The organism is Lacunisphaera limnophila, from assembly GCF_001746835.1.
GTDB lineage: Bacteria > Verrucomicrobiota > Verrucomicrobiia > Opitutales > Opitutaceae > Lacunisphaera > Lacunisphaera limnophila.
In genome coordinates this window covers 364,858-389,028 of the sequence record NZ_CP016094.1, presented here as the reverse complement: position 1 = coordinate 389,028, position 24,171 = coordinate 364,858, and the positions used below count along the sequence as shown (strand labels likewise).

Annotated in this window: 15 protein-coding genes; 4 read left to right on the top strand and 11 right to left on the bottom strand. The window is 68.1% G+C overall.

What is annotated here, in order from left to right:
* Positions 1–34: 34 nt before the first annotated feature.
* The 6 genes from Verru16B_RS01685 to Verru16B_RS01660 form a co-directional block, all read right to left on the bottom strand.
* Entirely contained in the window at positions 35–691 is a 657-nt protein-coding gene (locus Verru16B_RS01685; protein ID WP_069960663.1) for a response regulator, read from the bottom strand.
* Positions 692–794: 103 nt separating this feature from the next.
* Positions 795–1,985: a sensor histidine kinase gene (locus Verru16B_RS01680; protein ID WP_069960662.1), complete on the bottom strand. Its 1,191-nt coding sequence runs from the start codon at positions 1,983–1,985 to the stop codon at positions 795–797.
* Positions 1,986–2,069: 84 nt separating this feature from the next.
* Positions 2,070–2,489 carry a PEP-CTERM sorting domain-containing protein gene (locus tag Verru16B_RS01675; RefSeq protein ID WP_157772115.1) on the bottom strand — a complete coding sequence of 140 codons (420 nt, stop codon included), beginning with the start codon at positions 2,487–2,489 and terminating at the stop codon, positions 2,070–2,072.
* On the bottom strand, positions 2,417–5,176 hold the full coding sequence (locus Verru16B_RS18185) for an autotransporter-associated beta strand repeat-containing protein (RefSeq protein ID WP_169829265.1): 2,760 nt from the start codon (positions 5,174–5,176) through the stop codon (positions 2,417–2,419). Before Verru16B_RS18185 ends, Verru16B_RS01675 begins: the two co-directional genes overlap by 73 nt.
* A 52-nt stretch (positions 5,177–5,228) precedes the next feature.
* A complete protein-coding gene (locus Verru16B_RS01665; protein ID WP_069960659.1) occupies positions 5,229–7,046 on the bottom strand; it encodes an adenine deaminase in 1,818 nt (605 codons plus the stop codon).
* A gap of 111 nt (positions 7,047–7,157) precedes the next feature.
* A complete protein-coding gene (locus Verru16B_RS01660; protein ID WP_069960658.1) occupies positions 7,158–10,166 on the bottom strand; it encodes an FAD-binding and (Fe-S)-binding domain-containing protein in 3,009 nt (1,002 codons plus the stop codon).
* Positions 10,167–10,414: 248 nt separating this feature from the next.
* Here Verru16B_RS01660 and Verru16B_RS01655 point away from each other — a divergent pair, with 248 nt between their 5' ends.
* From Verru16B_RS01655 to amaB, 3 genes are all read left to right on the top strand, one after another.
* On the top strand, positions 10,415–11,803 hold the full coding sequence (locus Verru16B_RS01655; protein ID WP_069960657.1) for a hypothetical protein: 1,389 nt from the start codon (positions 10,415–10,417) through the stop codon (positions 11,801–11,803).
* A gap of 117 nt (positions 11,804–11,920) precedes the next feature.
* Positions 11,921–13,003, top strand: a complete 1,083-nt coding sequence (locus Verru16B_RS01650) for a saccharopine dehydrogenase C-terminal domain-containing protein (protein WP_069960656.1) — start codon at positions 11,921–11,923, stop codon at positions 13,001–13,003.
* A gap of 71 nt (positions 13,004–13,074) precedes the next feature.
* On the top strand, positions 13,075–14,616 hold the full coding sequence (amaB, locus tag Verru16B_RS01645) for an L-piperidine-6-carboxylate dehydrogenase (protein ID WP_069963549.1): 1,542 nt from the start codon (positions 13,075–13,077) through the stop codon (positions 14,614–14,616).
* A 206-nt stretch (positions 14,617–14,822) separates the two neighbouring features.
* Here the strand turns inward: amaB and Verru16B_RS01640 are convergent, their stop codons facing one another.
* Complete coding sequence (locus Verru16B_RS01640) at positions 14,823–16,307, bottom strand: Gfo/Idh/MocA family protein (RefSeq protein ID WP_069960655.1); 1,485 nt, start codon at positions 16,305–16,307, stop codon at positions 14,823–14,825.
* Positions 16,308–16,503: 196 nt separating this feature from the next.
* Positions 16,504–16,953 (bottom strand): universal stress protein, encoded by a 450-nt coding sequence (locus tag Verru16B_RS01635; RefSeq protein WP_069960654.1) that lies wholly within the window; start codon positions 16,951–16,953, stop codon positions 16,504–16,506.
* A gap of 148 nt (positions 16,954–17,101) precedes the next feature.
* Here Verru16B_RS01635 and Verru16B_RS01630 point away from each other — a divergent pair, with 148 nt between their 5' ends.
* Entirely contained in the window at positions 17,102–19,270 is a 2,169-nt protein-coding gene (locus Verru16B_RS01630; RefSeq protein ID WP_069960653.1) for a hypothetical protein, read from the top strand.
* 119 nt (positions 19,271–19,389) lie between these two features.
* Here Verru16B_RS01630 and Verru16B_RS01625 read toward each other — a convergent pair whose 3' ends face one another.
* From Verru16B_RS01625 to Verru16B_RS01615, 3 genes are all read right to left on the bottom strand, one after another.
* On the bottom strand, positions 19,390–21,636 hold the full coding sequence (locus tag Verru16B_RS01625) for a spermidine synthase (protein ID WP_069960652.1): 2,247 nt from the start codon (positions 21,634–21,636) through the stop codon (positions 19,390–19,392).
* 221 nt (positions 21,637–21,857) lie between these two features.
* A complete protein-coding gene (locus tag Verru16B_RS01620; RefSeq protein ID WP_069960651.1) occupies positions 21,858–22,529 on the bottom strand; it encodes an HAD family acid phosphatase in 672 nt (223 codons plus the stop codon).
* Positions 22,530–22,958: 429 nt separating this feature from the next.
* A complete protein-coding gene (locus Verru16B_RS01615; protein WP_069960650.1) occupies positions 22,959–24,023 on the bottom strand; it encodes an NAD(P)-dependent alcohol dehydrogenase in 1,065 nt (354 codons plus the stop codon).
* Between the last annotated feature and the right edge of the window lie 148 nt (positions 24,024–24,171).

The window sequence follows — 24,171 nt, the reverse complement described above, 5'->3', positions numbered from 1 at the left end:
GCCTGAGGGTGTGGTTGGTATCTGGTGACTTGCTTCAGATCAGCCCCAGCTCGCGGGCCTTGAGGGCGGCCTGGGTGCGGTCGAGGACGCCGAGCTTGCCGAGCACGTTGGTCATGTGGTTCTTCACCGTGCCCTCGGTGATGTTCAGGCCCGTGCCGATCTCCTTGTTGCTGCGGCCGGCAGCGAGGAGCTTCAGGACCGCGAGTTCGCGCTCGGTCAGCGGGTCGGCGAGGACCTGGGTCGCCTTCCGGCCGCTATGCGCAGCGGACCGGTTGACCTCGGCCATCAGTCGGGCGGCCACGGAAGGCTCGAGCACGGCGGCGCCCTTGGCGGCGGCGCGCACCGATTCACACAACTTGTCGGCGGAACAGGCCTTCAGCAGGTAACCCACGGCCCCGGCGCGCAAGGCCTCAAAGATCTCCTCATCCTCCTCGAAGGTGGTGAGGACCATGACGCGGATCGCGGGGGCGGTCTGCTGAATGCGGCGCGTGGCCTCGACGCCGCCCATGACCGGCATGCGGAGATCCATCAGGATGACGTCGGGCTGGTGCACCTTGGCGAGGGCAAGGGCGCGTTCGCCGTTCTCGGCCTCGGCGACGATTTCCAGGTCCGGCTGGAGGGAGAGCAGCGTGCGCAGGGCCTCGCGGAAGAGCGACTGGTCGTCGACGAGGAGGAGGCGGATTTTTTTCATGGTCTGGGTGTAGGGCGGGGTCGCCGAACCCCGCCTTCGTGCGAACATGACATCACGTTCGCGGCGGGGTTCGGCGACCCCGCCCTACAAAAGATCTTCAGTTTCACGCCGGGACCTCCACGCGCAGCTGGAAGCCTCCTTCGCGGCGGTTGCCGGATTCGACCTTGCCGCCAAGCACCGCGATGCGCTCCCGCAGGCCGCGCAGGCCGAACCCGGTCTGGTCCGCGTCCGGGCCGGTGCCGATGCCATTGTCCGCCAGTTCAAGCCGGAGCGTGTGCGGGGTCCGGAAGTCCAGGCGCAGCTGGGCGTGGGTGGCCCGGGCATGTTTGCGGATGTTGGTCAGGCCCTCCTGGGCCGCACGGTAAAGAGCGTGCTCAACGCCGGGCGCCAGGGTGCGGGGCTCGCCCTCGATGGTGAGCGTGGGGACGGGGTCGCCGTGGCCGGCGAGCTCGCGCAGGGCCTCGGGCAGCGGCGGCCGGCCGGTGTCGGTACGGAGGGCGCCGACGGAGTGACGGACGTCGTCGAGCGCCTCGGCGGAGAGTTTGGCCGCCTTGGTGACGGCCTCGCGCGCCCGTTCCGGTTGCGTGGGCAGCAGGGCGGAGGCGGCGTCGAGCTGGGTCTTGATAACAGTGAGGTAATGGCCGACGCCGTCGTGGATCTCACGGGCGACGCGGTTCCGCTCACGGGTGGTGGCCAGCTCGGCCGTCTGCTCCGCCTGGGCCCGGAGCTGGGCGTTGGCCTCCGCCAGCTCGTGGCGGAGTTTCTCGGAACCGGCCCGGGCCGCGAGGGCCTGAGTGGTGATGAAGGTGAAGGCGATAGTGAAGGCGAAGCCGGCCGAGTAGCTGATCATGGCACTGAAGGCCGAATTCCAGCCGTAAGGTATGCCCCAGAGGGCGACGGTCAGGGCAAAGAGATAGCCGCAGACCGCGACCCGGCCGGGCCAGCGGAGGCGGAAGATCGACTGGCTCACCACGGGCAGGCACAGCATGCCCATGAAGCCGCGGGTGGGGCTGATCACGACAATGATCGTGAGCAAAGCGCACTGGAGGAAAAAATAGAGCCAGATGTAGCGTCCCTGCCGGCAATCCACGAAGCCGTCACCCAGAACACCCAGAAGCGTGTAGACCATGCCGAGGAGGATGGAGGCGAGCATCAGCCACTCGGAAGGGACGGGCAACCACGACCAGGCGAAGAAGGTGTCGGTCGTGAAAACGCCGCCGTAGCAGGCAAAGACGATACTCCCGAAGGCAAAGGAGGTGTAGTAGGTGCCGCGGTCCTTGGGCCTGAAATCCATCCGCGTAGCCTAGCACAACCCCGCGCGGGGCGATAGGGGAAGAAAGTCATGCCCGGGTCATGCCCCGGGGTGGTGACGCGCCGCCTAGAGCCGGCGACGGCGCACGGTGAGCAAGACCAGCCCCAGGCCCACGCCCAGCAACGCGTAGGTCGAGGGCTCCGGCACCGGGGTGAAATTCAGAAACAGGGCGGGATTGCCGCCACTCAGGCCCTGGCTCAGGGAGAAAACCCCGCTGTCGCGCGGACTGCTGAACGCGGTGGTATCGATCAGGAAGTCGGCGGCATCGAACCCGCTGATGCCTCCGCCCGGGTTGCCCGTGGCGAGGAGCCATGAATAGGCGGTGCTGGCGCTGAAGCCGGACGCGTTGCCCGGATCGCCGCCGGCGCTGAGGGAGATTACCCGCAGGCTGAACGGATTGCCGGAGGTGGCGGTCACCGTGATGGCGCCGCCGGTGACCAGCAAGGTGTCGTAACCAGTGCCCGCCGCGCCGGCGGGGAATTGCACCTCGAAGTCGAGCGCGCCCCCGGTCCGAGGGTGAGCCCGGCGGCGAAGGTCAGGGTGCCGGGTGATTCCCCCGGCGCGAGGGTCACCCCGGTGCCGACACTGATGGGGCCGGCGAAGGTTCCGTTGCCCCCAAGGCGGCCGCTGAGCAGGGTGAGGGCATTGCTGATCGTCACCCCCGGCGAGGCCGCGAGTTCGCCGCCGTTGAGGGTGATCGGGCCGGTGCCGAGGGCGTCGGCGTTCCCGGCGATCAGCTTGCCGGCGAGGATGGTGGTGCCGCCGGTGTAGGGGGTGTCGTAGAAGCCACGGCTGCCGTAGATCGTGAGGGCGGCCGGTCCGGTCTTGACCAGCGAACCCACGGACCCGTTCTCGATCAGTGCGCCGTCATAATACGCGTCCTCGGTCTGGTTGATCGTCAGGACCACCGGGCTGCCGCCCGCGCTGAAGTAAAGCCCGCTGTTATCGGTGCCCTCATCGTAGTTGGCAGTGCCGAGCAGCAGGCTGCCCATGACCGGCGCGGTGGTGGTGAAGATCAGGTCCGCGCCGTCCTCCAGCACGACCCCGCCGGTACCCAGGGCCGTGTTATGGGCGACGGTGAACTCCGTCCATTTGAACTGCACGCCCCCGCTGAAGGTGTTGGCGCCACTCAGCATCAGCGGGTTGGCGGCGGCCAGCGAGCCCGGACCCGAGAGGATACCGCTCACATTGGTGGGGATGCTGAGGGGGGATAGCTCCAGGATGCCGCTGGCGAGCAGGATGTTCTTGGTGAAGCTGGCGCCGGTTTGCAGGGTGACCGGAGACGATCCGCTGCTGATGGTCAGGCCACCGGTGCCCAGGGCCGCGTCGTTGGACACGGTCAGCACGCCCGAGACGAGTTCGGTGCCGCCGCTGTAGGTGTTGGCCGGATTAGAGAGGATGACCTGGCCGGTGATCTCCCCCTGCTCGAGCGGATAAAACGAAGGCAGGCCGACCTGCACGGAGCGGTTGCCCTCGAGCAGGCTGGCGACCTCGAGGGAGCCCCCGCGGTAGCCGGTGAAGAAATAATTGGCCGCGCCGGCATCCTGCGTGGTCAGGGACCCGGTCAGCTTCGCGTGGCTGGCGGAGCCGAGGAACACGACGCCGTTGGCGGACGAGAGGGTGCCCAGGTTGACGTTACTCTCGTACTCAAACGGCGTGCTGGTGGTGAAATTGAGCTCGGCGCTGGCATCAAAGCCGAGGATGCCGATGTTGCCGCCGACATTCAGCTGGCTGATGAGCGTGCTGGCGGACAGCCCGGAGTTGTCGGTGAAGCCGAAGTAGCCGGCGATGTCCGGGTGGAGGGTGGTGTTGGCCGAGAGGGCGCCGGCGGAGTCGAAGATCACGCCCGCGTTCACCGCGTAGGTCTGGCCGCTGTAGTTGTTGGCCGCGGATTGGCCGAGCACAAGCAGCAGGGGGGCGCTGTCGGGGAGGGTGGCCACATCCAGTCCGGCGGAACCGGTCAGCGGATGGGTGCCCTGCAGGCGCAGCTGGCCGCTGCCCTCGAACTTGTAGTTACCGTAGGGGGTGATCTGGCCGGTGAGGATGGCGCGTTCGGACAGGGTGCCGAGGCGGGTGTTGGTCGGATCGTAGAAGGCGGAGAGGTCAATGTCGCCGGTGAAAGCGCCGTCGTCGTCAAATCCGATGATCCCGCCGAAGAACGCGGGATTGAAGCGGCTGACGAAGGTGGTGGCGCTCATCGTATTGTCCTGGAGGCCCACATAGCCGCCGAGCTTGATGAGTCCGGTGGTGGGGACGGACGCCGCGGTCCGGAAAATCAGCTGGCTGTCGTCGTCCACCACCGTGCCACCCGTATAGGTGTTGGTGCCGCCGAGGTAAAATCGGCCGCCGGTGAAGCTGTAGCTGGTGGGCGCGGCGCCATCGGTCAGGGCGCCCTCGAAGGCCAGCGGCTGCGACCCCGCCTGCTGCACGGTCACGGCGGTGACGCCGGTCACGGGGGCGACCGTCCCGGTGAGGACCAGCGGGCCGGTCTGGTAGAAGAAATCGCCGAAGCGCGCGGTGGCACCCAGGAGGAAATTGTTGCTCAGGGTGACGTAAGGATAACCCGCGCCATCCAGGTAGGCCGTCGAGAGACCGCCATTGCTGTTCAGGGTGACCGGGCCGGTGCCCAGGGCATTGTCGGCGCCCGCGTAGACCGTCCCCTGGTTGATGATCGTGCCACCGGTGTAGGTGCTGGTCTCGGTGAGGATCAGGCCGCGGGCGCCGGTCTTGGTGATGCCACCGCTGCCGGACAAGGCTGCGAAATGATAGAGGTCGGCCGCGCCGCCGGCATCATAGGTGTGGTTGCCGGCGGCCAGGATGACGGGGACACTAAACAGGCCCCAATAGGTGGAGCCCGGGGTGGTGCTCACGTTGCCGTGCAGGGTGATGCTGGGGGAAGTCTCCGGCTGGGCCTGCAGGTATTGCCCGTTTTGGATGCCGCTGAACGTGATGTCACCCACGCTGACCGGCGCGGAAAAGTAGATGAACGGGCGCGGGTTGGCCGGGATGACGATACGATCCGTCGCATTGCCGGTCGGGACCAAGCCGCCCTGCCAGTTGGCGGGATTGCTGAAGAGGCCGTCGGTGCCAAACCCCGTCCACGTGTAGGTGGTCTGCGCGAGGGCGGAGGCACCCGCCAGACACGCGAGCATAAAAAGGCTGAGCCGTTTCATGGATCTGAAGGTCATGGCTCGGGGAATTCGGCTCAAGGGGGAAAGCCAGGGATCAGTCCGCCGCCGGCTCAAAAAGAGGTAAAATCTGCATGCCCGGTACGGTCACGAGGCCCTGGTCGGTGATGCGGATTTCCGGAATCACGGAGAGCGGGATGAGGTTGAAGCCCATGTAGGGCAGGGTGCAGCCGGCCGCGGTCCAGGCGGCCTTGAGGGCGGTGGATTCGGCGGCGACCACAGTGGCGCGCTTGTCGGAGAGCAGACCGGCGACGGGCAGGGCGATCTTGGCGACGACCTTGCCGCCGCGCACGACGCAGACGCCGCCGCGCATGGCCTTGATGGTCTTGAGAGCGAGCTGAAGGTCGGCCTCGTGGGTGCCGGCGAGGATGATGTTGTGGGCGTCGTGACCCACGGAGCTGCCGACGGCGCCTTCCTGCAGGTTGAAATCCTTGAGCAGGCCGTGGGCGACGCGGCCGGATTTGCCGTGGCGCTCGACGACCGTGACAAAGCAGAGGCCGTGCTGTGCAAACAGGTCGGGCCAAGTCTGGCCGGGGGCCGGATTCAGGGCGACCTTGTCGTGGAAGAGAATGATGCCGGGGAGGGCGGTGCGGATGACGTTCGCCGTGACGGGACCGGTGGGCAGGGCGGGCGTGAGTTTCAGTTTCGGCGCGATCTTCACGGTCGCGTAGGCGGCCTTGGGGTAGCGGTAGCGCTTCGAGAGAGCTTTATCGAGGATCGGCGTGACCTTGCGGTCTTCGACCACGAGTTCGCCGCCGTACCAGGTGTTTTGCGGGACGAGGTCGTCGTTCAGCAGCACGAGGTCGGCGCGGCGGGCGGGCGCGATGCCGCCGAGGTCGGCATCCTTGGCGTAGCGGGTGGCCGGGTGGAGGGAGCCCATGCTCCAGGCGGTGACGGGCTTCATGCCGTGCTTCACGGCCTCGCGCACGACCCAGTCGAGGCCGAAGAGGAAGAGGTCGTCGGCGTCGCGGTCGTCGGTGCAGACGCAGACGCGCTTCGGGTTGGCGCCGAGCTCGGTGACGGTCTTGATCGCGAGGGGAAGGGAGTGCCACGGCGTGGTCGGCGGGCCGCCGCGGAGGAAGATCCACAGGCCGTTCTCGAGGAAGTCGTCGGCGATGTCGCGGTCGATGGACTCATGCGTATCGGTGATGCCGGCGGCGGCGCCGGCGGCGACGAACTCGCGGCCGTAGATGTGGCCGCAGACGGGTTTGCCGCGGCGGATGGCCTCGCCGAGGACGGCGTGGCTGCGCTTGTCGCCCATGGCGACCTGCACGAAGTCCATCTTCTCGCCGAGCGCGACGGCCTCGGGCCACTTGTCGAAGAGTTTCCCGATCTTGGCCGGGGTGAGGTCGCCGCCGGCGGTCTCGAAGCGGGGCGAGGTGGCGGGCACGGTGCTGGGGACGGTGAGAAAGATGTTGAGCGGGGCCTGGCGGGCGTCGCGGAGCATCCACTCGATGCCGGCGGCGTCGCAGACGTTGCCGATCTCATGGCTGTCGCAGAAGATGGTGGTGGTGCCGTTGAGCAGGGCGCCCTCGGCGTAGGCGCAGGCGGTCATCATCGAGCTCTCGATGTGGATGTGCGGGTCGACGAGGCCGGGGGCGAGCAGGCCGCCGCGGGCGTCGTAGATCTTGGTTTTCACCCCGACGGCGGGCTGGAACGTGCCGGCGGGTTTCACGACGGCGATGCGGCCGGACTTGATCCAGACCTCCCGGCCCTCGTGGATGCGCTCGGTGTAGGTCGAGAGCAGGCGGGCACCGGTGATGACGAGATCGGGCGCCTCGCGGCCCATGGCCACGGCGGAGAGCGAACGGGTGACGGTGTGGAGGGGCGGGACGGAGAAGCGGGTGAGAGGCATGGGAGGAGACTAGGCAGGAGCAATGGGGATGCCAGCCTTGGGTGGAATCTTGGGGTGGGGCGGCTTGGCCGCAAGACACCAGGCCAGCGCGTTGGGGGCAACGCGCTCCATCTAGAGCAAAGCTGCGTGCAGGATCTCGATCGGGTGCAGGGCGGTGCGGCCGGTGCCGTCTTTTATCTGGTGGCGGCAACTGGTGCCGGGGGCGGCGATCAGGGTATCCGGGTCGGCCGCGCGCACCGCGGGGAAGAGGACGAGTTCACCGATCTGCTGGGACAGGGCGAAATGCTCCGCCTCGTAGCCGAAGGAGCCGGCCATGCCGCAACAGCCGCTGGGGATGGCGGTGACCTGGTGGCCGGCGGGCAGGCTGAGCATATGCATGGTGGGGCCGAGCGACGACAGGGCCTTTTGGTGGCAGTGGCCGTGAAGCTTGATGGTGCGGGCGGCGGGGCGGAACTGGTCGGAACGGATGCGGCCGGCGGCGGCCTCGCGGGCGATGAACTCGTCAATCAGAAGGGCGTTCTTCGCGAGGGCGCGGGCGGCGGGTTTCAGCTTCGCGGGCACCAAGTCGGGGTATTCGTCGCGGAAGCCGAGGATGGCCGAGGGCTCGATCCCGATGAGCGGGGCGTCGGCGGTGATCACCTCCTGGAGCAGTTCGACGTTGTGGATGGCGAGGGCCTGGGCGTCACGCACGAGACCCTTCGAGAGCTGCGCGCGACCGCTCTCAACGTGCTCGGGGATGATGACCTCGTAGCCGAGGCGGGTGAGCAGTTCCACGGCCTTGATGCCGATGGCCGTGTCATTGTAGTCGGTGAACTCGTCGCAGAAGAGGTGGACGCGGCGGGGGGCGGAGTTTGTGAGCGCCGCGGGGGTGGCGCGAGCCCCGCGACAGGCTCGGGGCCCTGAGCCCGTCGAACGGGCAAGCTCGCCGCCCACAGCGGCACGTTTTGCGAACCAAGCGCGCAGGGTGGTCGTGTGCAGCGGCGGCAGGCTGCGGCCGCGGGCGAAGCCGGCGAAATCCTTGATCCAGCGGGAGACGTCGGGGGCGGTGATGAGCCAGTTGTAGACCGCGGGGGCGAGGGCGGCCAGACGCATGGAACGGGCGAACCCGGCCACGAGGCGGGAACGGAGGGGTGCGCCGTGGGTGTCGTGGTAGTGTTGCTGCCACTCGGCCTTGAGGCGGGTGACGTCCACGTTGGAGGGGCACTCGGATTTGCAGCCCTTGCAGGAGAGGCAGAGGTCCATGACGCCGGCGACCTCGGGGCTGTCCCAAGGGTTGGCCACGTCGCGCGGGTGGGTGAGGACCTGGCGGAGGAGGTTGGCGCGGGCGCGGGTGGTGTCGGCCTCGTTGCGCGTGGCCATGTAGCTCGGGCACATGGTGCCGCCCATGAGGGCGGTCTTGCGGCACTCGCCCACGCCGGTGCAGGCCTCGGCGGCGCGAAGGACGCCTTGGGTGGCGCTGAAATCGAAGATGGTCTGGTAGTCCGGGGTCGGCTGATCCGGACCGTGGCGCAGCGACGTGTCCATCGGCGGCGTGTCGATGATCTTGCCGGGGTTGAAGATGCCGTGCGGGTCGAAGGTTTCCTTCACGCGGCGCATGAGCGCGTAGCAGGCGTCGCCGACCATGAAGCGGATGAACTCGCCGCGGAGGCGGCCGTCGCCGTGCTCGCCGGAGAGGGAGCCGCGGTATTTCTTCACCAGGGCGGCGACGTCGGTCGCGATGGCGCGGAAGAGTTTCAGGCCCGCCGGGGTCTTGAGGTTGAAGAGCGGGCGGGTGTGGAGTTCGCCGGCCCCCGCGTGGGCGTAGTAGACGCAGCTCAGGCCGTATTTGCCGCGCATGAGGGCGTCGAACTCGGCGATGTAGGCGGGGAGGTCCTCGACGGCGACGGCGGTGTCCTCGACGATCTCCCGCGGCTTGGCGTCGCCCACGACGTTGTTCATCAGGCCCTGGCCGGCGCGACGGAGGTCCCAGACGCGGTTGCAGTCATCGCCCCACAGGACCGGGAAGGCGTAGCCGAGGCCGGCGGCGCGGAGTTCGGCCTCGAGCGCGCTCAGCTCGGTTTCGATGGCGGGGCGGGTATCGCGGCGGAGCTCGATGACGAGGACGGCGCCGGGGTCGCCTTGGACGAAGAAGCGGTTCCGGGCCTGCTCGAGGTTGGCCTTGGTGCACTCGAGGATGTGGCGGTCGATGAGCTCGCAGCCGTGGGGCCGGTGCCGCATCGCGATGAGCGTGGCCTGGAGGGCGTCGGCGATGGTGGCGAAGTGCGCGCACATCAGCGCGCCCGGTGGGGGCAGGGGCTCGACGTTGAGCTCGAACTCGACGCCGAGGAAGAGCGTGCCTTCGGAGCCAGCCAGGAGGCGGCAGAGGTTGAAGGGGGTGGGCGAAGCCGGGTCGAAGACGCCGCAGTCCATCAGGCGATCGAGGGCGTAGCCCGTGTTGCGGCGGGTGACGGTGGGTTTCGGGTAGTGGTCCCGGATGAGCTGGCGGTGCGCGGGGTCGCCGAGCAGGTCGCGGACGGTGCGGTAGATCCTGGTCTCGAGCGTGTCCGGTCCGGCGCACTTGGCGGCGAACTCCGCCGGGGTGAGCGGGCCGAAGGTGACCTCGGAGCCGTCGCTGAGGAAGCCGCGGGCCGAGACGAGGTGCTCGCGGGTGGTGCCGTAGACGATGGAGTTGGCGCCGCAGGAGTTGTTGCCGACCATGCCGCCGATCATGGCGCGGTTCGCGGTGGAGGTCTCGGGCGTGAAGAACACGCCGTGGGGAGAGAGAAAGAGGTTGAGCTCGTTGCGCACGACGCCCGGTTGCACGCGCACGCGGCGAGTGGCGGCGTCGAAGGCGAGGATGCGGTTCAGGTGGCGGCCGAGGTCGACGACGATGCCGGAGCCCACGACCTGGCCGGCGAGGGAGGTGCCCGCGCCGCGGGGGATGAGGCCGAGGCGATGTTCATGGGCAAACCGGACCAGTTCGCGCACGTCGGTCTCGGTGCGGGGCAGGGCGACGGCCCGCGGCATTTCCTGGTATTCGGAGGCATCGGTCGCATAGAGCGCGCGCATCGTCCGCCCCGTGTGCAGCTCGCCGGTGAGGCGGCCGGCCAGGAGGGCAAGGTCAGGGGCGGCGGAAACCATGGACGATGTGAACACGAAGCCACGCCGCCGCAAAGCGCAAAGCCGCCGCCGCGCGGCCGGCCACGAAACGCGACGCAGCGGGTCCCGCCAGTGGGTCGTCGTCTGATTGCAGCCCGCGGCGTCGGCTGACCGGATCCCGGATCGCTACGCTGGAGATGCCTGGGGGGTGTCGCGGTTTGGAGGCAGGATCGCCAGAAGAGGCTTGGTTAATGGCGGGCGGAGTTTATGACACAGGCAAAAGTCACCCCATGTCCACGCTTCCCACCCCGGAAAACTTCAACTGGCCGCTGGCCTACGAGGCCGAGGCGCTGCTCTCGCGGCACCTCCACGCCTTTCTCGCCCAAAACTCCTTCGCCGCCCGGCTCGCGCAGCGCATGCACGACGAGACGGGTACGGAATTCTTCGAGTGGACGGACCACCTGGTCCTCTCCCCGGAGCAGGAGCAGGAATTTCATGCGGTCGGCTTCCGTCCGGAGGCGACCGACGTGCCCGACGGCCACCGGGCGCTGGCGCATCCCCATGCGATGCTGCCGCGTGTGCTGGTGGACACCCGGGCGGCGGCCTCGGCGTTCCCGCGGTCGCTGGCGGTGCGGCCGGAGTATCTGGCCGATTTCATGAGCCGGCACGGGCTCCGGGGCGAGATCGCCGGACGGCCCTGCGCCCGGTTGCGTGTGCTCACGGTCAACGAGGAAAACGGTGCACGGCTGCAGGCCGTGGAGCGGCTGGGCTATCGCGGTTTCACCGGGCAGGAGCCGGCCCCCGGTTTCGCGGACGCCGTCCTGCGGGTGCGCGAGCTGTGGCGGACGCGGAAGCGGGATTTTGACCACGACGACGACGGGGCGCGGGAAGCCTTCGCGGTGCTGGAAAAAGCCCTCGCCCACGTGGGCCGGGACGTGGCCTGCGAGCTGTTCTTCGCCGAGGAGCGGGACTACTGGATGTTCCGCAACCGCGCCGGCCGCGTGCAGAAGCGCCGGCAGGACCAGCTCGGGCTGGGCTGGGCCAACCACGACCACCACACCTTCCGGTGCTCGCGGCGGTATTTCCCGGACTTGGTGACATTCATGGAGCAACTCGGGCTGGAGAAACGCGAGCGGTTCTACGCCGGCGCCGAGGCCGGGTGGGGCGCGCAGGTCATGGAGTCGGCGACCGTCGGCATCGTGGTCTTCGCTGACGTGGACCTGCTGCCCGGCGAGGTGAACGAGGACTACGCCGCGAAGCGCCTGCCGGACATGCCGGCGGTACGCACGGTCGGCCTCTGGTGCGGGCTGCACGGGGACAGTTTCCTGCAGGCCGGGATGCACCACCTCGAGGCGCGCTTCAATCACGGTGTGCTGCGCGAGCAGCTGGCGGAGCAGGGAATCGGCACGATGAAGCCCTTCTCGGACTTCCCGTTCCTGAAGCAGGCCTTCACCGAGGGTGAGCGCTGGCGGGTGGACCCGCGGCGCGTGGCCGCGCTGCAGGCGAACAACCTCATCACCCCGGCGCAGGCCGAGGGTTTCCGGCAGGACGGGGCCATTGGCAGCCACCTGGAGAACCTCGAGCGCAAGGGCGGCTTCAAGGGTTTCAACCAGAAGGCGGTCAGTGCCATCATCGCCGCCACCGATCCGCGGGCCGTGCAGGCCGGGCACGCGCACTGAACTCCCCCTCATTTTAGCCAAGGATAACACGGATTATCACGGACCAGAAAAGCCGGGGCCCCTCCCTCCGTGCCAGTCCGTGTAATCCGTGGTCAAAAAAACCTACCCACGAACCCCATGAAAATTGGCATTATCGGCGCCGGCAAGGTCGGCGGAACCATCGCCACCCTGCTCGAGTCCTGCAAATTCTGCAAAAGTGTCGCGCTGGCGGACGTCCGCCCGGGCGTTTCCCTCACGGGCCTGAAGAAGGCGAAGTTCGTCCTCGTGGACGTGAAGCAGGCCGCCCCGCTCGCGGCCTTTGTCGGGCGGATGGACGCGGTGGTCAGCGCCGCGCCCTACTTCCTCAACAAGACGATCGCCGCCGCGTGCGCGCAGGCCGGGGTGAGTTACTTTGACCTGACGGAGGACGTCGAGACCACGACCTTCGTGCGTGACCTGGCGGCCCGGCACAAGGGCACCTACATGCCGCAGTGCGGCCTGGCCCCCGGCGCGATCAACATCGTGGGCGGCTCGCTGGCCGCCTCGCTCGACAATGTCCGCACGTGCGAGATGCGGGTCGGGGCGCTGCCGTTGAACGCCAGCAACCAGATGAAGTATTACCTGAGCTGGAGCACGGCCGGCCTGATCAATGAATACTGCCAGCCCGGGGACGCGCTTTACGCCGGGCGGCGGGTGACGACCATGCCGCTCGACGGCGTGGAACGCATCACGATTGATGGCGCCGAGTACGAGGCCTTCAACACCTCGGGCGGCGTGGCGACGATGGGGGAGACCTTTGCGGGCCGCGTGCAGGAGCTGAACTACAAGACCCTCCGCTACCCGGGGCACCGGGACCTGATGAAGTTTCTGCTGCACGACCTGAACCTCGCGCCGCGGCAGGAGCTGGTCACGCAGATCTTCGACCAGGAGGTGCCGCTGACGGAGTCCGACGTGGTCGTGTTCTACGTCAGTGTCGTCGGCACGGACCGCGAGGGCCGGCTCAAGCAGCGCAGTTTCATCAAGAAGATGCACGGCGCCGTGATCCAGGGGCGCAAGCTCAACGCCATCCAGCTCACCACCGCCGCCGGCATCACTGGCGTACTGGAGCTGTTCGCGAAGAAGAAGCTCGGCCCCGGCTTCGTGAAGCAGGAATCCGTCTCGCTGGAGGATTTCCTCGGCACGCAGTGGGGCGGCAAGGTATATGGTGACAACGCAAAATAACCACCCGGTGGGCTCACCTCCCGCTGAGCCGCGGCCCAGCGGAGCAAGGCTCTCTCTATCCCTTCATGACCATGCTTAAATCCACTTCCGTTTCCGCCATCGCCAAGGCGATCTTTCCCAAGCTCGGGTTGTCGCAGGTCGCCACGAATCCCGGGGTGTTTGCCGGAGCCTGGGGTGGATCGGGGCCGGTGCTGGCGAAGCATTCGCCGATCGACGGCTCGCTGCTCGGGCGGGTACGGCAGGCGACGCCCGGGGACTATGAGCTCGCGGTCGCGGCCGCACAGAAAGCCTTCCTGGCGTGGCGCGACCTGCCGGCGCCCAAGCGGGGCGAGGTGGTCCGCAGCTACGGCGAGGCCCTGCGCGGGCTGAAGCAGGAGCTCGGCCTGCTGGTCACGCTCGAGGCGGGCAAGATCCGCGCGGAGGGCGCGGGCGAGGTGCAGGAGATGATCGACATCTGTGATTTTGCCACCGGCCTCTCGCGCCAGCTGCACGGCCTGACGATCGCCTCGGAGCGGCCGGGGCACCGGATGATGGAGCAATGGCAGCCGCTTGGCGTGGTGGGCATCATCTCGGCCTTCAATTTCCCGGTGGCGGTCTGGGCGTGGAACAGCGCGCTGGCGGCCGTGTGCGGTGATGCCACGCTCTGGAAGCCCTCGGAGAAGACCCCGCTCACCGCGATCGCGTGCATCCGGCTGGCGGAAAAGGTCTGCCTCGCGCACGGCGTTGATCCGGCGGTTTTCTCGCTGGTGATCGGGGACGGCCCGACGGTCGGCGAGCTGCTCAGCCATGACGGCCTTATCCCGCTCGTCTCGGCCACGGGTTCCACCCGCATGGGCCGCCGGGTGGGCGAGGTGGTGGCGAAGCGTTTCGGCCGGTCGCTGCTCGAACTCGGCGGCAACAATGCTATCATCGTGGCCCCCTCCGCCGACCTGAAGCTGGCGAAACGCGCGGTGGTCTTCGGGGCGGTCGGCACCGCCGGGCAGCGTTGCACGAGCACGCGGCGGATCATCGTGCACGAGTCCATCCGCGCGAAGTTCACCGAGTCCCTGGTCGCGGCCTACCGGCAGCTGCCGGTGGGCAACCCGCTCAAGCCCGGCACGCTGGTCGGCCCGTTGATCGACGAGGCCGCGGTGGAGGCCATGCAAAAGGCGCTGGCCGAGGTGAAGAAGCAGGGCGGGCGGATCCTGCAAGGCGGTGGACGTCTCAAAGGCGGGTACGTTACGCCTGCGATCGTCGAGGCGCGGAACGACTGGCCGGTCGTGCAACACGAGACCTTTGCCCCGATCCTGTACGTGATGGGCTACAAAACGCTCGCCGAGGCCATCGCGCTGCAGAACGCGGTCCCGCAGGGGTTGAGCTCGGCGATCTTCACCACCGATCTGCGCGAGGCGGAGCAGTTTTTGTCCGCGCGCGGCAGTGACTGCGGCATCGCGAATGTGAACATCGGCACCAGCGGCGCGGAGATCGGCGGGGCCTTTGGCGGGGAGAAGGAGACCGGCGGCGGTCGCGAGAGCGGCAGCGACGCGTGGAAGGCGTACATGCGCCGCCAGACCGTCACCATCAACTATTCGAATGATTTGCCGCTGGCGCAGGGGATCACGTTTGGCGATTGAGGGCGCGGGCGGTCCGTTTGCTCCTGGCGGGTGGGCGGTGAGCTTGCTCACGCCGCGTGATCCGCGGGCGTGGCGTCAGCGAGCTGACCGCCCACCACGAGCCAGGCGGGGCGAACGCTCGGTCTTTTGCCTGGGGGAAATTTTCTACCCGGGAACCATGCCGGGAAGAAACCTGCCCGGAGGGCAGGTTCCACCTTGAAGAACCTTCACCCGCGGCGGGTGCGGGCGCGGGCGGGCATCGGCAGGGGGCCGGTGCGACCAGGCATGGGGGCGTATTCCGGGGTGCCGAGGCCGGTGACGAGTTTGGTGACGTCCACCGGCTGGCCGGTGGCGAAGCACTGGTTGGCGGCGGCGCCGATGAGCATGGAGACGGCGCCGGCGCGCTCGTCGGCCGCGCGCTGGTACTTGTCGGCGGGGGGCACGGGCAGGAAGAGATCGTCGAGCATGAGCTTGTCGCCGCCGCCGTGCGAGCCGGCGCCGGTCCAGGCCTCGAGCCGCCGGGGCGCGCCGCGCAGGGGAATCACCGTCGTCGTGACGCCGTCCTCGGCGATCGCGCCCTGGCTGGCGTCGGAGTCCGCGCCGTTGACGTAGACCTGCTCGACGATGCGGTGCTCGAGGCGGCCGAGGGTGCCGTTGAAGGCGATCTGGTAGCCCTCCCACGCGTTGAAGGCGTTGAGGCTGTAGCTCAGGGTGACGTGGTTGTTGTAGCCGACGATGACGTTCATCGTGTCCTCGATGTCGATGCGCGGGTTGAAGACGCACTGGTCACGGAAGTAACCGTCGTGGTGTTCCTGGTCGAGGTAGAGGGTCTTGAGCGAGGGGTTGTCGGCCAGGCTCATGAAGAAGCCACATTTCTCCTTTTCCGGACAGGTGTGGCAGCGGTCATGGTGGGAGGAGAGGCCAAAGCGCCGGGCCATGGCCGGGGTGTAGAACTCGCGTTTGCCGGTGGCGCTGACGGAGACAGGCACGGCGCCGAGCCACCAGTTGACGAGGTCGAAGTGGTGGGTGGCCTTGTGGATCATGAGCCCGCCGGAATTTTCCTTCCGCCCGTGCCAGCGGCGGAAGTAGTCGGCGCCGTGGCTGGTGTTGAGCAGCCACTGGAAGTCGACGGAGAGCACCTCGCCGATCTCGCCCGACATGAGGATGTCCTTCACCTGGGTGCGGGGCGGCGAGTAGCGGTAGTTGAACAGGACGCGTACGAGTTTGCCGGTGCGGGCGCGGGTATCGAGGATGCGCTGCGCCTTGGCGGGCGTGGTGGTCATCGGCTTCTCGGTGACGGTGTCGCAGCCGAGCTCCATGGCCCGCACGAGGTAGTCGTCGTGGGTGGCGTCCATGGTGGTGACGATGACAACGTCGGGTTTCGTCTCGGCGATCATCCGGTCGAAATCGGTGTGGACGTAGCCGCGCGGCACCGGGGCGCCGTTTTCGGCCGAGCGCTGCAGGGCGAGCGCGAGGCGGCCAGGATTCTTGTCACACAGGCCGACGAGCTCGGCGTGTTCCGGGTAGGTTTTTTCGATGGCGTCGTGATACATGCGGTAGCGCGAGCCGAGGCCGACGATGGCGTAGCGTTTGCGGCGGCCGGCCACGGCGGCGGCGAGGCGGCCCGGGGCGGCGCCCAGCACGAGGCCGGCGGCGGAGAGGGTTTTGAAGAAGGCGCGCCGGTCGACACCGGTGGGGGTGGGGTGGTTCATGGGGAGGGGGAGGACGGATTAGAGACGACAGACGACGGACGACGGACTAACCAAGCCTGAACGGGGTCTGGCGACCGTAGTCACGCGGCGGGGTCTGCCAAGGGAGAAGGCCGCGAATTGCGCCCGGATCGCGGTCGGACGGTCCGTTTTTGCGGTGCGCCGTTCACCGGTGAAAAACGGCGGCGGGGGGATGGGTTCAGTCGTGCCGGTCGGCGGGCGGGATCACGATCACGCCGCATGTAGCCTGTTTGATCACGCCGCTGGCGGTGCTGCCGACGAGGAAGTCGTAGAGCCGGCCATGGCCGTGTGACCCCATGATGATGAAGTCAGCCTGGCGTTTGGCGGCCTCGGCCACGATTACGCGGTCGGGGGCGCCGACCTCGGCGGCGACACTGCAGTCGATCGCCTCCTTGCGGAAGCTCTCCCGGCGGCCGTCGAGTTTCTGCAGGGCGGCGCGCTGGTTGTTTTGGACCACCTCCTCGATCACATCGGCCGGGAGGGCGTGCTCTCCGCCGGCGATCACGGGGGGTTGGATGATGTGGAGCAGGATAACCCGACCCTGCATGGCCCGGGCGAAACCCAGGGCGGCGTCAATCACCTTGTCGGTGACCGGCGAGAAATCGACGGGCACGAGGAAGGTTTTCATGCGGTGAGCATAGCACCAAACCGGCCGGCGGGACCGGCGGTCCTTGGCCAGCAATGCGCACATCTTGCCCAGGGTGGGGGGCCTGCCGGCCACTTCGCATTTGCCTGCCCGGGCCCGACCTTAAAGGCTGACCGGACACACCACACCCATGCACACTTGGAAATTCTTCCGGACCGGCGGCCTCGATCAAGTCACCCTCGAATCAGGCGCCGACCTCCTCAATCTTGAGCAGCTTGACCAGAAACTGTGGGTGGCGCTGAGCTGCCCGGTGAAGGGGCTCGAGCTGGACGAGGCCACGCTCAAGCTGCTGGACGCCGATGGCGACGGCCGCATCCGCGTGCCCGAGTTGCTGGCCGCCATCAAATGGGCCACGCCGCGGCTGAAGGACCTTGGCGTCCTGCTGCACGGCACCGACGGCCTGCCGTTGGCCGCGATCAACGACGCCACGCCCGAGGGGAAGATCCTCCTCGCTTCCGCCCGGCAGATCCTGGCCAACCTGGGCAAGAAGGAAGCCGCGGCCATCACGGTGGCCGACTCGAGCAACACCGCGCAGATCTTTGCCGCCAGCGCGCTCAACGGTGACGGCGTGATCCCGCCCGAGGCCACGGAGGACGCGGCGGTGCAGGCGCTGATCAAGGACATCATCGCGTGCCTGGGCGGCACGGCGGACCGCACCGGCGCGATCGGCGTCACGGCTGCGCAGATCGAGGCCTTTTTCGGTGAACTCACCGCGTATGCCGCATGGGTGGAGCACAGCGCGCGCAAGGACATCGCCGTGCTGGGCGAGGCGACCGATGCCGCCGTCGCTGCCCTCAAGGCCGTGCGGCCGAAGGTGCAGGATTATTTCGGCCGCTGCCGGCTCGCGGCCTACGACGGCCGCGCCGCCGCGGCGCTCAACGGCGCCGAGAGCGAGTATCTCGCCATCGCCGCGAAGGATCTGAAGATCACGGCCGACGAGGTCACCGGCTTCCCGCTGTCCCGCATCGAGGGCGGGCGCGCGCTGCCGCTGTTTGACGGGGTGAATCCGGCCTGGGCCGCCGCGCTGGCCACGCTGCACGCCGCGGTCGTCACGCCCGTGCTCGGGGCCGCCAAGACCGCCCTCACCGAGGCCGACTGGGCCGCGCTCAACGCCAAATTTGCGCCCTACGAGACCTGGCTCGGCGGCAAGGCCGGCAGCGCGGTGGAGCCGCTTGGGCTGGCTCGGATCAAGGCGATCCTGGCCGGGGAAGGGCGCGCGGCCCTTGCCGCGCTGGTCGCCCGCGATCAGGCGCTGGAGCCCGAGTTCAAGGCCATCAGCGACGTGGACCGCCTCACGCATTACCACCGCGACCTGCGCGCGCTGCTGCACAATTTCGTCAACTTCGCCGATTTCTATTCGCGCGACCAGTGGGCGGTCTTCCAGGCCGGCACGCTCTATCTCGACAGCCGCAGCACCGAGCTGTGCATCCGGGTGGATGCGCCGAACCCGCTCGCGGCCATGAGCAAGGCCTACATCGCCTATGTGGACTGCAAGCGCGCCGGGCTCCCGCCGATGAAGATCGCGGCCTGTTTCACGCAGGGCGACAGCGACTACCTCTTTGTCGGCCGCAACGGCGTCTTCTACGACCGGCAGGGCCGGGACTGGGACGCCGTGGTCACGGCCATCGTGGACAACCCGATCAGCATCCGGCAGGCGTTCTGGTCGCCGTACAAGAAGTTCCTCCGCATGATCGAGGAGCAGGTGGCCAAGCGCGCCGCCGCCGCCGAGGCCGCCTCGAGCGCCAAGCTCGCGAGCACGGCCGAGGGTGCGGTCGCCGCCAAGATCGAGCCGCCGAAGAAGGTGGACGTCGGCGCCGTGGCGGCCATCGGCGTCGCCATCTCGGGTGCGGTCACCGCCCTGACGCTCATCCTCGGGTATGTCTTCCAGCTCAAGCCCTGGCAGTACCCGCTCGTGGTCCTCGGCCTGATCCTGGTGATCTCAACCCCTTCGATGGTGATCGCGTGGCTGAAGCTGCGGCAACGCACCCTCGGCCCCATCCTCGAGGGCAACGGCTGGGCGGTGAACGGCCGCGTGGCGATCAACATCCCCTTCGGCACGAAGCTCACCGACCTAGCCGTGCTGCCGGCCGGGGCCCGGCGTTCGCTGGATGATCCCTATGAGGACAAGGACGCCGCCCGCCGCCGCCGGCTGCTGTGGGTGCTGTTGCTGGTGCTGGCCGCCGCCGCGCTGTATGTCCGCTGGGACCGCACCCAGCGCGGGCATTATTTCTGGCAGAACCCGCCGCCGGCCGTCGCGGTTGAGGCCGCGCCGGCGGCGGTGGCCGAGCCGGCAAAGTAAGGCATAATTTGTAGGTCGGGGTCGCCGGACCCCGCCTTTCTTCGCGGATCGCAACACGTCCGAGGCGGGGTTGCTTCGCCATCTCCGCCGAGCCTCCGTCGGCGACCCCGCCCTACAGGTCACTTCAGGATCTCAAACAGGCTCGCGTGGTCGTCGGTCCAGTCGACGTAGGTCGCGGTCGCGTCGGGCGGTTCCTCGGCGGCCGAGCTGATGGCCTCGGCGGCCAGCTTGTCGGGGTCGGCGGAGAGGAGCATCCAACTGCTGTCGTAGAGCCACCAGTCCCGCTTCTCGACCTGGTCGCTGATGTTCACGATGTGCAGACCGTGGTGCCGGGCGAGGCCCTCGACCACGGGGCGCAGGTCGAGGTGGCGGTTGGAGATGTGCACGGCGATCAGACCGCCCGGCTTGAGGCGGGCCAGGTAGAGCGCCATCGCCTCGCGCGTGAGCAGATGGATCGGAATGGCATCGCCGCTGAATGCGTCGAGGATGAGCAGGTCGAAGGGCTGGGAATCACCCCGGCGCAACTCGTCCTCCAGCGTGAGCCGGGCGTCGCCGAGGGCGATCTCGACCGTGGCGGGGGTGCGGCGGAGGAAGGAGAAGTGGGTGCGGGCGACGCCGACGATGGCGGCGTCGATCTCGTAGAAACGGAACACGTCGCCCGGCCGGCCGTAGGCGGCGAGGGTGCCGGCGCCGAGCCCGACGAGCCCGATGCGGCGTTCCCCCGGGATCGAGTCGAGGGCGCGGCCCACGCCGCTGGTGGCGCCGTAGTAGGAGGTGGGCCAGCCCGCATACTCGAAATGGCCGAACTGCAGCCCGTGGACGATGCCGCCGTGCGAGAGCATGAAACAGCGGCCGAGCAGGTCGTTTTCGTTGTAGAGCAGGATCTTGTAGGCGCCGTAGAAATTGCGGGCCGCAGCGAGGACGTTCCGGCCGTCGTGCTGTGCCTGCCGCACGAAGACCACGCCTAGCAGCACCGCCAGGAGGAGCGGCACGGCGCCCATGCGGCGCTGCCAGCCCCCCGTGCCGATCCGCGCGCCATGGCGCAGGCCGACGGCGATCAGCACCAGGCCGGCTCCGATCGCCAGCAGGTGTTCGCGGCAGAAGAGGTAGCACTCCATCGCCCAGGAACCGAACCAGGCGGCGGCCCCGCGCCCCGCCTCCGCCTGCAGCGCGGGCACGACGAAGGGGACGGCAAGCGCGCCCAGGGCTACACCGAGGGCGAGGGAGCGGCTGCGGTACAGGAGGCAGACGACGCCGGTGAAATACAGCAGCAGGACGAGGCCGAGCTGCAGCTCGCGGTAGTCGGCGAAGAGCAGCGGCGCGAGCAGCGCCACGAAGATGCTGCCCGCCGCGCCGCCGGCGGCGATGGTCAGGTAGTAGCCCGTCAACCGGGCCGCGGTCGGACGCAAGCGGTGGAGTTCCCCGTGGCAGACCATGCCCGCGGCGAGGAGGGTGGTCACGTAGACCCCGACTTGCACGGGCAGGGAGATCGTGGCATCCTGCACGCAGCGGACCGTGGCGCCGCAGCCGGCGGTGAGCAGCGCGGCCCAGAGCCGGCGCGAATACCAGCGCGGGTGATCGAAGCAGAGGATGAAGGTGAACAGGTAGACCGCGAGCGGGAGCACCCAGAGGAAAGGCACGGCGGCGATATCGAGGCAGATCTTGTTGGTCGTGGCCACGAGCAGGAGCGAGGCGAGGGCAGGCAGGACGAACCAGAGCAGGCGATCGGTGGCGGCCGGGGCCGGAGTTGGGATCTGGGGGGCGATGTCCGGGGCTTGGATCGTCGGTAGGCCGCGCAGCCGCCAGGCGAGGGCGCCGCAGAGCGTCGCGAAAACGATTAGCCCGGCGGACCAGGCCCAGGCGAGGCTGGCGCGCGGGGCCAGCGGCTCGAAGACGAACGGGAAGGTCAGCAGGGCGAGGAGCGAGCCGGCGTTGGAGAGAGCGTAGAGCCGGTAGGGTGAGGTGCCCGGGTGCAGGAGGCTGAACCAGCGTTGGACGAGCGGACCCGTGGCGGAGAGCACGAGGTAGGGCAGGCCGACCGTGGTGAGCAGGAGCAGGAGAATGCGGCCGACCGGCTCGTCCTGTCCTTCCGGTTTCCAGCCGGTGCCCGGGATCACGGGGAGAAAAGCCAGGGAGGCGGCCAGGAGTGTGAGGTGGATGACGGCCTGCCGGCGCGGCGGGAAGGCGGACGAGAGCCAGTGGGCGTAGGCGTAGCCGCCGAGGAGCAGGGTCTGGAAAAACAGCAGGCAGGTGGTCCACACGCCCGGTCCGCCGCCGAACCACGGCAACAGATACTTACCCATCAGCGGCTGGATCTGGAACAGCAGGAAGGCGCCGGTGAAGATGGTGAAGGCGGGGAGAAGCACGCGGGGGAGAAGTGAAAAGGGGCAAGTGACAAGTAACAAGGGACAGAAAAAACCTGAAACCTGAGACCTGAAATCTGATAACGGGCTTAGATTGTAGGGCGGGGTCGCTGAACCCCGCCTCGAGCGTGGTGCCACCTGCGCACCAAGGCGGGGTTGCTTCGCCATCTCCGCCAAGCCTCCGTCGGCGACCCCGCCCTACAAGGGAGAGTTAACGCCCGCGGTCACCGGATCAGGTAGAACGGATTGGGCAGCTTGAAGGTGGCCTCGGCGAAGCCGCCGGCGAGGTCGCTCTCCTGGTCGCCGATGTTGAGCAGAATCGTGTAGCCCTGGGCGGCGAGCTGGCGGCGGATCTCAGTCTTGTAGCCGCGGGCGGTGCCGCTGTGGTCATCGGGCTTGTAATAGATTTTCTCCCAGGTGGCGTAGCCGGTCTCGCGCAAGTTTCTCTCGGTCGCCGCGGCCTCGGCCGGGCCGCGGCCGGTGATGAAGAAGACGGCGACCTGGTTGTGCGTGGCGACATCGTAGATCAGTTGGACGGGGATGATGGCACGGGCCTGGCCGGTGGCGGTCCAGCGGCTCCAGACCTCGGGCACGTAGCCGTAGTCGTTGGCCGTGATATGCGAGAGGTTGGTGAGGGTGGTCTCGTCGATGTCGAAGACGATGGCGCGTTTCTCGCCTGCCTTCAGCGGGCGCGCGACGCGTTTGGCGAGGTGCTTGCCGGCCTTGACGGCGACCTTGGTGAGGTCCTCCCCGTAGGCGCCGGAGGTGAGGTAGCGGTGGACGGTTTCCTTGGCCAGCGTGAGGTTGGCCGGCTCGGCGGCGCGCAGCGGCGCCAGCGTGAGCGAGAGGACCAGCAGGACGGCGAGCGCGAGGCGGACGGGGAAGCGCTTGGGCATGGCGGGATGAAACCACGGAGGGTGGCCACGAAAAAGCACAAAAAGACGCGAAAAGGGAGACGAAGAGGGTGCGAGGGTGTCAGGGTGCGAGGGAGTGGGGAGGAGAAGGTATTGGTTGTTAGTTGTTGGTTGTTGGGAAGGCGGAGGAAGCCCTTCGACAAGCTCAGGGTGATTTGCGGGGTGCAAATCAGAGGGCCTCGCGCGAAGGGGGAGGCGAGAGATTGTGAGGTCTCACGCAAAGGCGCGAAGGCGCAAAGGGGTTGGATCCTTGGCGGCCTTGGCGCGTGGCAGGGATTGGTCGGATGGAATTTGAAATCTCAGATTTGAAATTTGAGATGGGCGAGAGGCCCTGGGAGGCCCATGGACGTGGGTTAGGTCGTCGCAAGCGACGACCCGACATGGGCCGAGTCCTGACCCCGACGGCGGGGCTCAGAGGAGGGTCTTCATGTCGATCACGAAGCGGTACTTCACGTCGCTCTTCAGCATGCGTTCGTAGGCTTCGTTGATCTGATCCATGCGGATGATCTCGATGTCGCTCGTGATGTTGTGCCGGCCGCAGAAATCCAGCATCTCCTGCGTCTCGGGCAGGCCGCCGATGAGTGAGCCGGAGAGGGAGCGGCGGCGCATGAGCAGCGGGAAGGCGGCGACCGGCAGGGGCTTCTCGGGTGCGCCGATGAGCGTGAGGTTGCCGTCACGCTTGAGCAGATTCATGTAGGCATTGATGTCGTGCGAGGCGGAGACGGCATCGAGGATGAAGTCGAAGCTGCCGGCCTGGGCGGCCATCTGCGCGGCGTCGGTGGAGATCACGACCTCGTCGGCGCCGAGGCGCTGGCCGTCGGCGACCTTGCCCGGGGAGGTGGTGAAGAGGACGACGTGGGCGCCAAAGGCCTTGGCGAACTTGACGCCCATGTGGCCGAGGCCGCCGAGCCCGACGATGCCGACCTTCTGGCCGGGACCGACCTTCCAGTGGCGCAGCGGCGAGTAGGTGGTGATGCCGGCGCAGAGCAGCGGCGCGGCGGCGGCGGGGTCGAGGTTGGCGGGGAGGCGCAGCACGAAATCCTCGGTCACGACGATGCTTTGGGCGTAGCCGCCGAGGGTGGGGGTCCCGAGGTGTTTTTCCGTGCCGCCGTAGGTGCCGCCGGCGAGGCCGAGATCGCAGAACTGCTCCATGCCGGCGCGGCAGCTCGGGCAGGTGCGGCAGGAGTCGACGAGGCAGCCCACACCGACGGTGTCGCCGACCTTGAATTTCTTCACGGCGCCGCCGACAGCGGTGATGCGGCCCACGATCTCGTGGCCGGGCACGGCGGGGTACTGGGTGAAGCCCCACTCGTTGCGGGCGAAGTGCAGGTCGGAGTGGCAGACGCCGCAGTAGAGGATCTCGATCCGGACGTCGGTGGGCGTCGGCTCGCGGCGCTCGATCGTGGCGGCGCTGAGCGGGGCGGTGGCGCCGGTGGTGGAGAACGCCTTGGTGGAGTAGCAGACGGGTTTGGCCATGGGGGAAGGAGGTTGGGTTCAAGATTGTCCGATCGCCCGGAACTGCAACGTGCGATTCCACCGGCGCGGTCGGCGAGCGGGCGCGCCCGGGCGTGAGGACAAGATTTGCGCAGCAAACGCTTGCGCCTTCGTCCGACCTGCCAATCTT